The sequence below is a fragment of the Aminobacter aganoensis genome, assembly GCF_014206975.1.
Taxonomy (GTDB): domain Bacteria; phylum Pseudomonadota; class Alphaproteobacteria; order Rhizobiales; family Rhizobiaceae; genus Aminobacter; species Aminobacter aganoensis.
This window is the reverse complement of record NZ_JACHOU010000008.1, coordinates 141,526-154,894: the sequence shown is the minus strand read 5'-3', so window position 1 is coordinate 154,894 and position 13,369 is coordinate 141,526. Positions and strand designations below refer to the sequence as shown.

Here is a 13,369-nt window from a genome sequence, read left to right as displayed (position 1 = left end):
CTCAATGCAAATTCCAACCTCATTGAAGACGGCGGCGCGGACGGCCCTTGTCGGCACGCTCGCGCTGACCGCCCTGGGAACGGTCGCGGCCTTCGCCCAGGAAGCCGCACCGGCTGCCGCTGACGCCGCGGCCGCCGCACCCGCGCCCGCCGACGTCATGGACAAGGGCGACGTCGCCTGGATGCTGACCTCGTCGCTGCTGGTGCTGTTCATGGCGCTGCCGGGCCTGGCGCTGTTCTATGGCGGCCTGGTGCGCGCCAAGAACATGCTGTCGGTCTTGATGCAGTGCACGATGATCGTGGCGCTGGTGATCGTGATCTGGACGTTCTGGGGTTATTCGATGGCCTTCGGCGACGCCGCGAGCCCCTATTGGGGCGGCCTCGGCAAGGCCTTCCTTGCCGGCGTGACGCCGGAAAGCATGGCGGCGACCTTCACCAAGGGCGTGGTCATTCCCGAATATGTGTTCATCGTCTTCCAGATGACCTTTGCCTGCATCACGCCGGCGCTGATCGTCGGCTCGTTTGCCGAACGCATCAAGTTCCCGGCGGTGCTGCTGTTCGTGGCGCTGTGGGTGACCTTCGTCTACTTCCCGATCGCCCACATGGTCTGGGATTCGGACGGCCTGATCTATGGCTGGGGCGCGCTCGATTTCGCCGGCGGAACCGTCGTGCACGTCAATGCCGGCATCGCAGCGCTGGTTGGCGCCCTGCTCGTCGGCAAGCGCACGGGCTACGGCAAGGACAACATGGCACCGCACTCGATGACGCTGACCATGGTCGGCGCCTCGATCCTGTGGGTCGGCTGGTTCGGCTTCAATGCCGGCTCCAACCTCGAAGCGAATGGCGGCGCAGCACTTGCCATGGTCAACACCTTCACCGCCACCGCCGGCGCGATCCTGGCCTGGGTGCTCATCGAAGTGGTCGCCCGCGGCAAGGCCTCGATGCTGGGCGCGGCTTCCGGCATGGTCGCCGGGCTGGTTGCGGTGACGCCTGCCGCTGGCTTCGTCGGCCCGGTCGGCGCCATCGTGCTCGGCGCCATCGCCTCGGCCATCTGCTACTTCTTCGTGGCTGTGGTGAAGATCAAGCTCGGCTATGACGACTCGCTCGACGTGTTCGGCATCCACGGTGTCGGCGGCATCGTCGGCGCGATCGGCACCGGCATCTTCAACGCGGAGTCGCTCGGCGGCATTGGCTATGGCGATATGTCGATCGCCGGCCAGGTGTGGACGCAGATCCTCGCCGTATCGGTCACGGTCGTCTGGTGCGGCGTCGGTTCGCTGGTGCTCTACAAGCTGGTCGACCTCGTCGTCGGCCTGCGCCCGACCGTCGAGGCCGAACGCCAGGGTCTCGACCTGACCTCGCATGGCGAAGTGGCCTACCACACGTAATCCCGGTCGGCGGCGGATCTCAGATCCGGCGCCGCATCCTCCCTATCCCGTCGTGGCCGCCCGAAAGGCGCCCGCGCCTTGGGCCCGGAGCAATCCGGGCCCTCTTTTTTCATGCCGTGCGCACCAGCTCAGGCGAAAAACGCCCGTATCCGCGGCCACCAGCCGATCGCTGCGCGCACGCGGCGGGCGGCATTGGCACCTCTCACCGCTTCGCCGAAGTGGCAGTAGCAAACGATGTTGTGCAGTTGCCTGTCGGACAAGTCGAAAAAGCGCTTTGCCTCGCCATAGCTGTCGTCGGCCAGGCCATCGGCCCGGAAGCCCGCGTCTTCGAATGCCACGGTGATGGGGGAGCCCGCGACGCGCAGCGCCTGCCGTGCGGCGCGCGGCGTGTACTCCGTGCCCGAAAGCGTTCCGAGGCGCCGTTCCGGCTCGCGCTCGAGAAGCTCGGCCCAGCGTTCGAGGCGCTCGGTTCGCGTCATCGGCAGGTGCGGGCTGGCGGGACGGACTTCAGCGAAGGCTTGCAATTGCTCGATGCTATGGTGCTTCATCGTTGCCTCCTTTTAGTTTTCGCTAATATACAAAGGTATGGCGGTGCCGATGCCGCGGCAAGCCCGTATCGGCCTGCCGGAACGGAAAAACCCCGCTCGGATGGAGCGGGGTTTCCAGAGATCAGGCCTGCAACATGCGCTACATCGCGGACATCGTCAGTGCTGTAACCTTTGTGGCATCGTCGTCGGCCGTCGTGACCGTGACTTTCATGCCGGCTGCCAGATCGGCCGGCAGTGCCACGTCAGCCGGCACGGTGTAGCTCTTGCCGTCTTCCATCGTGACGACGCGGGTGTCCTTATTGAACTCCTTGACGACGCCGTCGGCCGAGGCGGCCCAAGCTGCACCTGTCATGAGTGCCGCGGCACCCAAAGCCAAAACGAGCTTTCTCATTCTGCTTCTCCTTGGTTGCGTCCCTCGCCGTACCAACGGCCCAAGGCCGGCATGGTTGCATCAATTGAGCGGCGAGCAGGAGGGGCTGCGCCCAAAGGCAGGCGCAGGAGGCGTCCGGGGTGGAGATCTTTACCGCCGGCTAGCGTTTGCGCTGCTTCCGGTCCGAGCCTTGCCAGCCACCGAGCATGTCAAAGGCTTCGAGGCCGTCGGCGTGCTCCTGGGGATGCGACCGTGTCGACGGGAACAGCGCGAGGGCGCGCCGGAAGACGTTGGCGAGGTATGAACGCCGGAAGGCAGCCTTGGGACTGCCATCGGCAGGCTGCCGTAGCTGGATCGCATCGCCTTGCATGAGTTTGCGCCCTTCCAGTGCCGAAAGCGGGGACACGCGGCGCCGGCCCAAGCCGGAACCCGGCTTGGGCCTATGGCCCGCGTCATCGAGCAGTCTGGCGCCCCCCGGCGACAATGCCCGACCGTGCGAGCGGACGATCTCGCAGGCTGATGGCAGTGTAAATGCAACGGATATGGAATGGCTGGAACACTGTGGAATTTCCGGGAAGTTCCCGACATGCCTTGCTTTCGGCGGCAAAGAAGAAAATATGCCGCTGGGGCTTGGGAGATTTCTTGGAATGAATATTGACCGGAAGCTGCGCCTGACCGCAGCTTTTGTCGGTGCTGCGACACGTAAGGACTTGGCGGCGGCTTTCAGGCGGATCAACCCGACGACCGCATTCGATGTCGACCGTGCAGACAAGTGGCTGCAGGGTCGATCAAGGCCTAGACAGTTCAGCGTCTATGAAGACTGGATCAGGCTGCTGGACCTGCCGCAGCCGGCTGACTGGATCGTCGACTGCGACCTGGAAACCTTCGTCGGCCAGATTTGCGACCACCACGGCAAGAACCGCCAGCAGCTCGAGCGGAGGGCGGCGGCCTTCGGCAAGCCCCAGTTGCACGGACTGGACGACAGTGGCGCCACGATCGTCGGCCGCTATGCCTGCTATTCGCACAGCTGGTCGCCCTATTTTCGCGGCCAGCTCATCCGCGGGACGCTGGTGATCGAACAGGAGCACGGGCCGCAGCGTCTGACGGCGACCTATTCCGAGCAGCTCCCGACGATGCGCCTGCAGCGCAAGGGCCAGGTGACGGTGACGCGGCGCGGTGTCTACATCCATGTCGGCGGAGCAGGTGACGACACACATTTCTTCTTCGCGCTGTTTCCGTTCTCGCCGCCGGGCAGCGTGCTTGGCGGATATCTGACGGGCACCACGGTGCTCGGCCCGGAATCCCAGCCGTCGGCGACGCGCGCCGTGCTGGTGCGGCTGAAGCAGCCGGAGACGCAGGCGAGCGCGGCCGACGGCTATCTCGATCCGGCCCTGACGATCACGGAAGACCTGGCGCGGTTCGGCATCAAGCTCGACCAGCCCGAAGTTGCGGACGGGCACCTGCGCAGGTTCCTGGAACGCAGCGGCGACGGCGGCGTCGACCAGATCGCCACCGAGGATTTCCAGCGCCTCGTCGAGATGTTCGATCGCGCGTGGCTCGGCCGCTGAGGCTGCGGGCGGCCCGATGAACGATGGCTTAACCTTAATGCGGCCTTAACCTTCGCCCCGATAGTCTGACAGCCGAATCTGCCCGAGACGCGTCCGCGCCCGGGCCAAGGCATTATTGGACGGGGACGAGGCATGCGTTCTGGGGTTTCCTCACCGCTCGCGCTGACCGAAACGGGGCACGGCATCCAGGCATTCGCGCGGCGGCAGGCAGGCCGAGCGGCGGGGTTGGGCCTGTTTGCCTTCGTTGCCTTCGGGCTGGCAGCGCTCGGCACCTGGAACGTCGCCGATCCGAGTTTCAGCCACGCCACCGACAATCCGGTGACCAACGCCATGGGTTATCCCGGCGCGGTGTTTGCCGACCTCGCCATGCAGTTCTTCGGCCTCGCCTCGGTGGCAGCCCTCATGCCGGCGGTCATCTGGGGCGTGCTGTTTGCCACCGCGCGCGGCGTCGACCGCATGCCCAAGCGCGGCCTGGTCTGGTTCGGCTCGGCGATGCTGGCGGCGGCGATCGCCGGCTGTGTCGGCGCACCGCCGACCTGGCCGCTTCCAACCGGCCTCGGCGGCGTGTTCGGCGACATGGTGCTCAAGGTGCCGGGGCTGTTCATCGGCGGCTATCCGACCGGGCTGATCGCCACCGTCATCGGCGTGCTGCTGATCGCGCCGGCGTTGTGGATGTTTGCTTTCGGGGCCGGCCTGCTCAACCGCGAGAACGGCTTTGCCGTGGTCAACCCGAAGCCGAAGCCCGACATGCGCGAGCAGGATTTCGCCAGCTTCGACGACGAGGACGAAGACGACAACGAAGGCGTGCTGGCGCTGGGCGCGATCACGCACTGGTGGCTGTCGGCCAAGGCCTGGATGCGCCGCCGCGCCGCCAAGCGGCGCGAGCAGGAAGGCTACGAGATGCCGCCGGTGAAGCGCGAGAGCGCCTGGCGCCAGGCCGCCGAGCGCGTCGAATCGGCCGAGCGGGCCGAGGCACGCGTGACCGCGGGTGGACGCGCGCGCGTCGAGCCGGAATTCTTCGCGCAGATGGTGTCGCAGGACCGCCAGGTCTCGATCGCCCCGGACGACCAGGATGTGTTCGGCGACGACGATGATTTCGACATGCCCTCGCTCGACGGCGGCGCGCAGGTGCAGAACTTCCGCACGCCGGCCTCGGCCGGTCCCGCCTCGGCCCGCGTCGCGGCGCCGGCACCGCGGCCTGCCCCCGGCGCACGCGTACAACGCGAGGCGCAGACGACGCTGATCGGCTCCGAGACCTTCGAGATGCCGTCGCTGCATTTCCTCTCGGAGCCCAAGAACGTGGCGCGCGACGCCAGCCTGTCGAAGGACGCGCTGGAACAGAATGCGCGCCTGCTCGAAGGCGTGCTGGAAGATTTCGGCGTCAAGGGCGAGATCATCCATGTCCGCCCGGGCCCGGTCGTGACGCTCTACGAGCTCGAGCCGGCGCCGGGCATCAAGTCGTCCCGGGTCATCGGCCTCGCCGACGACATCGCACGCTCGATGAGCGCCATCGCTGCCCGTGTCGCCGTGGTGCCGGGGCGCAACGCCATCGGCATCGAACTGCCCAATGCCAAGCGCGAGACCGTCTATCTCCGCGAGATCATGGCGAGCCGCGACTTCGAGACGACCAAGTCGAAGCTGGCGCTGGCGCTCGGCAAGTCGATCAATGGCGAAGCGGTCATCGTCGACATCGCCAAGATGCCGCACGTGCTCGTTGCCGGCACTACCGGCTCGGGCAAGTCGGTGGCGATCAACACCATGATCCTGTCCTTGCTCTACCGCATGACGCCGCAGGAATGCCGGCTGATCATGATCGATCCGAAGATGCTGGAACTGTCCGTCTATGACGGCATCCCGCACCTTCTGACGCCGGTCGTGACCGACCCCAAGAAGGCCGTCGTGGCGCTGAAATGGACGGTGCGGGAGATGGAAGACCGCTACCGCAAGATGTCGAAGGTCGGCGTGCGCAACATCGACGGATTCAACGCCCGGGTGGCTGCCGCCGACAAGAAGGGCGAGAAGATCTCGCGCACCGTGCAGACCGGCTTCGACCGCCAGACCGGCGAGGCGATCTACGAGACCGAGGACCTCAACCTAGAGCCGATGCCCTATATCGTGGTCATCATCGACGAGATGGCCGACCTGATGATGGTCGCCGGCAAGGACATCGAGGGTGCTGTCCAGCGCCTGGCGCAGATGGCCCGCGCCGCCGGCATCCACGTCATCATGGCGACGCAGCGTCCGTCGGTAGACGTCATCACCGGCACGATCAAGGCAAACTTCCCGACCCGCATCTCCTTCCAGGTGACGTCGAAGATCGACAGCCGCACCATCCTGGGCGAGCAGGGCGCCGAGCAACTGCTCGGCATGGGCGACATGCTCTACATGGCCGGCGGCGGCCGCATCCAGCGCGTGCACGGCCCCTTCGTCTCGGACGACGAGGTCGAGAAGGTGGTCGCCCATCTCAAGCTGCAGGGCGTACCGGAATATCTCGACGCGATCACCGAGGACGACGGCGAGGACGAGGACGACCAGCCGTCGGGCAAGGGCGGCGGTGGCGGCGGCGGCAATTTCGAGGATTCGGACGATCCGTACGACCAGGCGGTCGCCGTGGTGCTGCGCGACGGCAAGGCCTCGACCAGCTATATCCAGCGCCGTCTCGGCATCGGCTACAACCGTGCCGCCTCGATCATCGAGAAGATGGAGAAGGAAGGCATCGTCGGGCCGGCCAATCATGCCGGCAAGCGCGAGATTCTGGTGCCGACCGAAGACGACAAGATGTAGGATCAGGGGAACCCGCGATCACGTTTTCGCGTTCTGGGGCGCATGGCGTGAACCATGTCAAACTTCAGCCCTACTAAGTGCCGATAGAACCGTCCAAATGGAATGAGAGAGTAACGGCATGAACGACGATTTTCGCACCCCGACCCGCCGGCGCCTGCTCGGCTTCGCGGCAGCGATGGCCCTGACCGCTACGCCGCTGATGGCGCTGCAGGCCATCCCGGCCCAGGCGCAGGCTTCCGAGGCAGCGCAGCGCATCGCCGACCATTTTTCGAACGTGCGCTCGATGTCGGGCGAGTTCGTGCAGTTCGGTCCGCGTGGCGAGCAGACGGGCGGCAAGTTCTTCCTGCAGCGCCCGGGCAAGATCCGATTCAACTACGAGGCGCCGTCGAATTTCAAGGTCATCTCCGACGGCAAGTCAGTGGTCATCCTGAACTCCAAGATGCGGACCTCCGATCTCTATCCGCTGTCGAAGACGCCGTTGAAGCTGCTGCTCGACGAGCGCATCGATCTCACCGGCAACAAGGTCAAGAGCGTCACCGAAGAGGACGACCTGACGACGATCAAGCTGTCCGACCGGCAGGTGTTCGGCAATTCGACCATCACCATGATGTTCGACCCGAAGACCTATGAGCTCCGGCAGTGGACGATCACCGACGCGCAGGGCAAAGACACCACCGTCATGGTGTTCAACGTCAAGCAGGGCGGTTCGTTTGCCGCCGACACGTTCAAGATCGATTACAAGCTCAACCGCGAACTCAACGCGCAAAAGAAGAACGACTGACGCCGTTCCGCACGGCTAAGCTGTGGACAGCGCCGCGACCGGCGCTGCATCCGTCTTCGCGCCTTGTCATCGCTTGGCCTTGCTGGCAGGTTCCGCGGCAACTTCGTGCCGGAACCCGCCATGCCCTTGTCCATCGCCACCTGGAACATCAACTCAGTGCGCCTGCGCATGCCGCTGGTCGAGCGGCTGCTGAACGAATACGCGCCCGACGTGTTGTGCCTGCAGGAAACCAAGTGCCCGGACGACCAGTTTCCGTCGGCGGCGTTTCGCAAGCTCGGCTACGAGCACATCGCGATCCATGGCCAGAAGGGCTACCATGGCGTGGCGACTGTGGCACGGCGGCCGCTGGAGATTGTGGAAAAGCGGCGTTTCTGCGAAATCGACGACAGCCGCCACCTGTCGGTGCGGTTCGACGTCGGCGGCAAGAAGGTGACGGCGCATAATTTCTACGTGCCGGCTGGCGGCGACGAGCCCGATCCCGAGATAAACGCGAAGTTCCGCCACAAGCTCGATTTCATCGCCGAGATGAATGCCATCCCGGCGGCTCACGACGAAACGTCGGCCTCGGTCCTGGTCGGCGACCTGAACATCGCGCCGCTGGAGCACGACGTCTGGTCGCACAAGCAGTTGCTCAACGTGGTCAGCCACACGCCGGTCGAGACGGAGAATTTCGAGGCGATGCGCAAGGCCGGCGGCTGGGTCGACCTGATGCGGCTCAACGTGCCGGACGACCAGAAGATCTACACGTGGTGGAGCTACCGGGCGAAGGACTGGGCGATCTCCAACCGCGGCCGCCGTCTCGACCATGTCTGGTCGTCGGCCAACCTGGCGCCGCAGCTGACTGGCATCGAGATCCTGAGCGCTGCACGCGGCTGGGACCGTCCGTCGGACCATGTGCCGGTCATCGCCCGGTTCGACCTGGACTAGAGTGTTTCCGCTTTTCTTCGAAACGCGAAAACGCTCTATGCTCTTGTTTTTGCGCAATTCCGGACGGAAAACCGCTGCACACTTTTCCTGGAATTGCTCTAGGGAAAACACGCCCCGGCGGGCATCTGCCGCAGCTTTCTCCGCTTCCGTCACGTAGCTGAGCCTGGCGTAGCCCTCGTGGTTCGACAGGCTCACCATGAGGGCTACCGGGTCGCCTTCGCCCATGCTCACGTTCCATTGGCCAACGTGAGCCTACTTTCCGAACCTCGGAGCCATGTCCTCGATCCGCGCGAGCATGTCCTGCAGCTCCTCGAGGATGTGCTGGTGCAGGCGGGCGGCGGCCTCGGGGTACTCCTCGAGAATGCGGTGGAACATCTTGCGGTTGAGCCGGATGATTTCCGAATCGATGGCGGCGGCGGCGCTGGTCAGCCGCCTGGTGTCGGCGATGAGGGCGAGTTCGCCGAGCATCGCGCCGGGGCCGGCGGAGCCGAGGTCGAGGCGCGCGCCATCGGCCTCGCGATAAAGCGCTATGCGGCCCGAGATGACGACATAGGCCGAATCAGCCTCGTCGTCCTCGCGATAGAGCTTGCGATCGGCCGGGAGATTTACGTTCTCCGCGCCGAAGGCCAGCAAACGCAGCTGTTCTTGGGTGAAGCCCTCGAACAGCCTCACGCCGGACAGGATGCGGATGTCGTCATCCAGCGCCATTATGTCCCCGACTTCTCAGACCGGCTCCTTCTCCCTGTTGTTGGCCGGCGGCCGCACACCGCCGGAAAACCGGTCAGGGAACCAGCTTGTATCCGCCGCTTTCTGTCACAAGAATTTCCGCATTGGAAGGATCGCGCTCGATCTTCTGCCGCAGCCGGTAGACATGTGTTTCCAGCGTATGTGTCGTCACTCCCGAATTATAGCCCCAAACCTCTTCGAGAAGCACGTCGCGGGTGACCACCTTCTGGTCGGCGCGATAGAGATATTTGATGATCGAGGCTTCCTTCTCGGTCAGCCGGACCTTGCCGCCGCGCGCATCGATGAGAAGCTTCTGGCTCGGCTTGAAGGTGTAGGGACCGACGGAGAAGGTGGCGTCCTCGCTCTGCTCGTGCTGGCGCAGCTGGGCGCGGATGCGGGCGAGCAGGACGGCGAAGCGGAACGGCTTGGTGACATAGTCGTTGGCGCCGGCTTCGAGACCGAGAATGGTGTCCGAATCGGTGTCGTGGCCAGTCAGCATGATGATGGGTGCCTTGTAGCCGCCCTTGCGCAGGATCTTCACCGCTTCGCGGCCATCCATGTCGGGCAGGCCGACATCCATGATGAGCAGGTCGATGAGGCCGGCGCGGGCGACATTGACGCCCTTGGCGGCGGAAGCCTCCTCGAGGACTTCGAACTCCTCATAAAGCGCGAGTTGCTCGACCAGCGTGCTGCGCAGATCGTCGTCGTCGTCGACGATCAGGATGGTACGTGAGGTCATGAATCAATCCGTTGTTTTAAAATCAAAATTCTGTTGACCGCGGCAATTGGATGAAGAAGCTGAACGGCACAACTGTCAACGCGGTGATTTGTTCCGCGTACGATCATACAAGAAAAATCAAAGGCGTAATTGGGGCGGACGGTTTTTTGCGACAAGGCATTTCGACAATCGTCGTGCGCGCCAAGCCGGGCGAGCCGACCAAGGGGCTGCTGCAAGTCGGCGGGGTGGTGTTTCCCTGTGCGCTGGGGCGTGGCGGCATCACCGCTAACAAGCGCGAGGGCGATGGCGGAACGCCGCTCGGGCAGATGCGGCTCTTGTCGGGTTATTTCCGCAACGACCATTTCAGAGGGCGGGGCACGCGGCTTGCGATGAGCCCGATCAGCGCGGATCTCGGCTGGTGCGAGGTGCCCGACGATCGCAACTACAACAGGCCGGTGAAAATCCCCTACGGCGCGAGCCACGAGCGGATGAAGCGCGACGACCGGCTCTACGACGCCTGCATCGTGCTCGATTGGAACATACGGCCGCGGCGGCGCGGGCGCGGCAGCGCCATCTTCTTCCACCTGGCACGACCGGGTTTCACCCCGACGCAGGGCTGCGTGGCGGTGACGGCGCAGACGATGGCGCGGCTTTTGCCGCACCTATCGAGCCGCACGATCTTGAAAGTGGTTCGCTAGGACCGATCCAAGGAGACGCGGTGCGTTTTTGGACGCGAGGCGCGGAAAGAAAGCGACCCGAAGATCGGGAGACGTGATCTTCGGGCCGAGTGAACTCCCAGAGTGAGTGGGAGAGGGGTTCAGCGATGGGATTGGCGGCGCGGCTGCTGCCAGCCGATGTCGAGCAGGCCCAGGCGGCCAAGATCGGCGTCGACGGCCTTGGCGATGTCCTGCTTGGCGATACCGGTGTCGCGGCGGTAGTGCTCGGACAACTCGGACGCGTCCTGTACAGGCACGTTGAGAGCTGCCCTCATCTGGCGAAACCAATCGAAAACCGGCTGCAGCCGTGCCGGCTGGACAAAGGTGGCTTTCAGGACATCGGTAGACATGGTCGGTTCCGTTTCGTCCGGACATCAAATCCGGTTTGACATTGATTGAACTGGGCTCATGATGCAGCGCTGAAAGACAAAAGAGAAACGAGTAGTTCTTTCTCGATCATCAAACCGAATTTGAAGATCTGGCGATGCGCTTCGTACCCGGGACACGTGCTTTGCGGACGCTGGAGGCTGCCGGCAGGCACCTGAATTTCACGCGTGCCGCCGACGAACTCGGGCTGACGCCGGCCGCCGTCAGCCACCAAATCAAGGAAATCGAGGACCAGCTCGGCGTCACCTTGTTCACGCGCACCAGCCGCAGCATCCGGCTGACCGAGGCGGGGGTGGCGCTGGTGGATGCATCGGCCGATGCCATCGACCTGCTCAACCGGGCCGTTTCGAAGGCGCGCAAGCTGACGCGCGGGACGGCGCTTCTGAAGGTGACGCTCGATGCGCATTTCGCCTCGAAATGGCTGATGCGGCGCATCGACGCTTTTCGCAAGCTGCATCCAGACGTCGAGCTGCGGTTCGACATCAGCTACGACGTGCGCGATTTCGACCTCGACGATGTCGATGTCGGTATCCGCTTCGGCACGGGCAAGTATCCGGGGCTGCATGCCGAACGGTTGTTCGACAACATCATCATTCCGGTGTGCAGTCCGAGGCTTCTGCAATCCGAGCGGCCGCTCAACGTGCCGCGCGACCTGTTCCATCACACGCTTGTGCACATCGAATGGTCGCAGCAGGGCGTGACATGGCCGAACTGGCGGATGTGGATGGCGGCGGCGGGCGTCGACGACTTCGACGACAGCCGGGCCATCGTCTTCACCAATTCGTCCGACGCCGTGCAGGCGGCGATTGACGGCAGTGCCGTGGCACTCGCCGATTTCGCCATGGTGGCCAACGATCTTTCCGAGGGGAGGCTGATCAGGCCGTTCGACCTCGGCATCAGGGCGTCACGCGAGTTCGCCTATTTCCTCGTCTATCCGAAAAGCTCGGAGGGCGATTCGCGCATTGCGGCCTTCCGGGAGTGGATTGTCGGGGAAGCGTCCCAGACGCTGGCCTGAAGGCCTCAGGCAAAGCGCCAGACGGTCGTACGCTTGACCTCGGCGTCCTCGAGCGCGCGGGTGACAGGCACCTCGTAGGTGGCCAGCTTTTCGAGCCGCTCCCTGGGCAGGTATGAGCGGCCGGGATCGCCGACGAGCACGTCTGCGCCGCGTGCCCTGAGCTTTTCGAACCAGGGCACGAGCCGGTCGGCGAAGGGCTTTTCGTAGAACACATCGCCGGCGAGGACGACGTCCCAGCCGCCGTCATGGCCGACGAGATCTGCGCCTTCGAACCCGATCGTCACATCGTTGGCCCCGGCATTGAGGCGGATGGCCGCCTCGCAGAAGGGATCGATGTCGGCGCCGACGACCGACACCGCGTCGGCCTGCATGGCGGCAATGGCGACGAGGCCGGAGCCGGAGGCGAAGTCGAGGACGTGCTTGCTGGCCACGGTTCCAGGGTGATCGAGCACATAGCGCGCCAAGCCCTGGCCGCCGGCCCAGGCGAAGGCCCAGAAGGGCGGTGGCAGGCCGATCTCGGCCAGTTCCTCTTCGGTCCGGTGCCAGAGATCATGCGCCTCGTCGGCGAGGTAGAGCGCAATCTCGGGCACATGCGGCGGCCGCATCAGCGCCGTGTTGGCGCGGATGAAGGTGGCCGCGCCTTCGGACGTCAGGCGTGTCGTGGAGGCCGTGGTCACGGCGCCTTGTCGAGCCCGGCCATGCGGCAGACTTCCTGCCACTCGTCCGGCGTGACCGGCTGGACGGACAGGCGCATCGAGGTGACGAGCGCCATCTTCTCGAGCGCCGGATTGGCTTTTACGTCGGCGAGCGTGACGGGCCTGGGGATCTCGCTGTGGTAGCGGATGTCGACGCATTCCCAGCGCGGGTCCTCGGTGGTGGTGTCGTGGTGGGCGAGCGCGCAGACTTCGGCGATGCCGACGACTTCCAGCCCCTCATTTGAGTGATAGAAGAAGCCGAGGTCGCCGATCTGCATGGCGCGCATGTTGTTGCGGGCGAGGTAGTTGCGCACGCCGTCCCACTGCGTGCCCTTCTTGCCGGCCGCCTTCAGCATCTCGAAGGAGAATTTGAACGGCTCGGATTTGAACAGCCAGTACTTCTTGTCGCTCATGTCGTCCCCTCGATGCCCGATAGATGCCAGTTCAGGCGCTGGCCGGATTGTTGAAGACCCAGTTCCACGGACGGACCTGGACGCTTTCGAACAGGCCGGCCTTGGCGTAGGGATCGGCGTCGGCGATTGCTTGGGCCACAGCCGCATCCGCCGCTTCGATGACCACGAGGCTACCCTCCGGCTTGCCGTCGGCATCGAGGAACGGGCCACCGAATTTCAGCGCGCCCCTGGCGTTGAGGTCGTTGAGGAAGACCACGTGGTCGGGGCGGGTGTCGAGGCGGAGCTGAAGATGGCCCGGCTTGTCCTTGCAGATCAGTGCGAAAAGCATGTTGTC

At 64.6% G+C, this 13,369-nt stretch carries 16 protein-coding genes; 7 read left to right on the top strand and 9 right to left on the bottom strand.

Going from position 1 to position 13,369, the window contains the following annotated elements; all coding sequences use genetic code 11:
• Nucleotides 1-4: 4 nt before the first annotated feature.
• On the top strand, nt 5-1,387 hold the full coding sequence (locus GGR00_RS16830; protein WP_055975211.1) for an ammonium transporter: 1,383 nt from the start codon (nt 5-7) through the stop codon (nt 1,385-1,387).
• Nucleotides 1,388-1,515: 128 nt separating this feature from the next.
• Here GGR00_RS16830 and GGR00_RS16825 read toward each other — a convergent pair whose 3' ends face one another.
• The 3 genes from GGR00_RS16825 to GGR00_RS16815 all read right to left on the bottom strand — a co-directional run bounded on the left by GGR00_RS16825 (nt 1,516) and on the right by GGR00_RS16815 (nt 2,675).
• Nucleotides 1,516-1,935 carry a hypothetical protein gene (locus GGR00_RS16825; protein WP_055975208.1) on the bottom strand — a complete coding sequence of 140 codons (420 nt, stop codon included), beginning with the start codon at nt 1,933-1,935 and terminating at the stop codon, nt 1,516-1,518.
• A 139-nt stretch (nt 1,936-2,074) separates the two neighbouring features.
• A complete protein-coding gene (locus GGR00_RS16820) occupies nt 2,075-2,326 on the bottom strand; it encodes a DUF1344 domain-containing protein (RefSeq protein WP_156381216.1) in 252 nt (83 codons plus the stop codon).
• Between the two features lie 139 nt (nt 2,327-2,465).
• Nucleotides 2,466-2,675 (bottom strand): hypothetical protein, encoded by a 210-nt coding sequence (locus GGR00_RS16815; protein ID WP_055975202.1) that lies wholly within the window; start codon nt 2,673-2,675, stop codon nt 2,466-2,468.
• A gap of 277 nt (nt 2,676-2,952) precedes the next feature.
• Between GGR00_RS16815 and GGR00_RS16810 the strand changes: the two genes are divergently transcribed.
• The 4 genes from GGR00_RS16810 to GGR00_RS16795 all read left to right on the top strand — a co-directional run bounded on the left by GGR00_RS16810 (nt 2,953) and on the right by GGR00_RS16795 (nt 8,365).
• Nucleotides 2,953-3,873: a hypothetical protein gene (locus tag GGR00_RS16810; RefSeq protein WP_246441414.1), complete on the top strand. Its 921-nt coding sequence runs from the start codon at nt 2,953-2,955 to the stop codon at nt 3,871-3,873.
• A gap of 132 nt (nt 3,874-4,005) precedes the next feature.
• Nucleotides 4,006-6,657 (top strand): DNA translocase FtsK, encoded by a 2,652-nt coding sequence (locus tag GGR00_RS16805; protein ID WP_184700051.1) that lies wholly within the window; start codon nt 4,006-4,008, stop codon nt 6,655-6,657.
• Between the two features lie 118 nt (nt 6,658-6,775).
• Complete coding sequence (locus GGR00_RS16800) at nt 6,776-7,438, top strand: outer membrane lipoprotein carrier protein LolA (protein WP_184700050.1); 663 nt, start codon at nt 6,776-6,778, stop codon at nt 7,436-7,438.
• Between the two features lie 120 nt (nt 7,439-7,558).
• The gene (locus GGR00_RS16795) at nt 7,559-8,365 is read left to right on the top strand and encodes an exodeoxyribonuclease III (RefSeq protein ID WP_184700049.1); all 807 of its coding nucleotides are present in this window, start codon (nt 7,559-7,561) and stop codon (nt 8,363-8,365) included.
• Between the two features lie 252 nt (nt 8,366-8,617).
• Here the strand turns inward: GGR00_RS16795 and GGR00_RS16790 are convergent, their stop codons facing one another.
• Together GGR00_RS16790 and GGR00_RS16785 are read right to left on the bottom strand one after the other, a co-directional pair.
• The gene (locus tag GGR00_RS16790) at nt 8,618-9,073 is read right to left on the bottom strand and encodes a Crp/Fnr family transcriptional regulator (protein WP_184700048.1); all 456 of its coding nucleotides are present in this window, start codon (nt 9,071-9,073) and stop codon (nt 8,618-8,620) included.
• Between the two features lie 73 nt (nt 9,074-9,146).
• Complete coding sequence (locus GGR00_RS16785) at nt 9,147-9,830, bottom strand: response regulator transcription factor (protein ID WP_055975187.1); 684 nt, start codon at nt 9,828-9,830, stop codon at nt 9,147-9,149.
• A 50-nt stretch (nt 9,831-9,880) separates the two neighbouring features.
• Between GGR00_RS16785 and GGR00_RS16780 the strand changes: the two genes are divergently transcribed.
• The gene (locus GGR00_RS16780; RefSeq protein ID WP_184700047.1) at nt 9,881-10,507 is read left to right on the top strand and encodes a L,D-transpeptidase family protein; all 627 of its coding nucleotides are present in this window, start codon (nt 9,881-9,883) and stop codon (nt 10,505-10,507) included.
• A 119-nt stretch (nt 10,508-10,626) separates the two neighbouring features.
• Here the strand turns inward: GGR00_RS16780 and GGR00_RS16775 are convergent, their stop codons facing one another.
• Entirely contained in the window at nt 10,627-10,875 is a 249-nt protein-coding gene (locus GGR00_RS16775) for a hypothetical protein (RefSeq protein WP_055975184.1), read from the bottom strand.
• Nucleotides 10,876-11,009: 134 nt separating this feature from the next.
• Here GGR00_RS16775 and gcvA point away from each other — a divergent pair, with 134 nt between their 5' ends.
• Entirely contained in the window at nt 11,010-11,927 is a 918-nt protein-coding gene (gene gcvA, locus GGR00_RS16770) for a transcriptional regulator GcvA (protein ID WP_055975181.1), read from the top strand.
• Between the two features lie 5 nt (nt 11,928-11,932).
• Here gcvA and GGR00_RS16765 read toward each other — a convergent pair whose 3' ends face one another.
• From GGR00_RS16765 to GGR00_RS16755, 3 genes are all read right to left on the bottom strand, one after another.
• Nucleotides 11,933-12,532, bottom strand: coding sequence for a class I SAM-dependent methyltransferase (locus GGR00_RS16765; RefSeq protein WP_184700085.1), 600 nt, complete (start codon nt 12,530-12,532; stop codon nt 11,933-11,935).
• 68 nt (nt 12,533-12,600) lie between these two features.
• A complete protein-coding gene (locus GGR00_RS16760; protein WP_055975177.1) occupies nt 12,601-13,035 on the bottom strand; it encodes an EVE domain-containing protein in 435 nt (144 codons plus the stop codon).
• A 31-nt stretch (nt 13,036-13,066) separates the two neighbouring features.
• Complete coding sequence (locus tag GGR00_RS16755; RefSeq protein ID WP_055975174.1) at nt 13,067-13,363, bottom strand: YciI-like protein; 297 nt, start codon at nt 13,361-13,363, stop codon at nt 13,067-13,069.
• Nucleotides 13,364-13,369 lie beyond the last annotated feature (6 nt).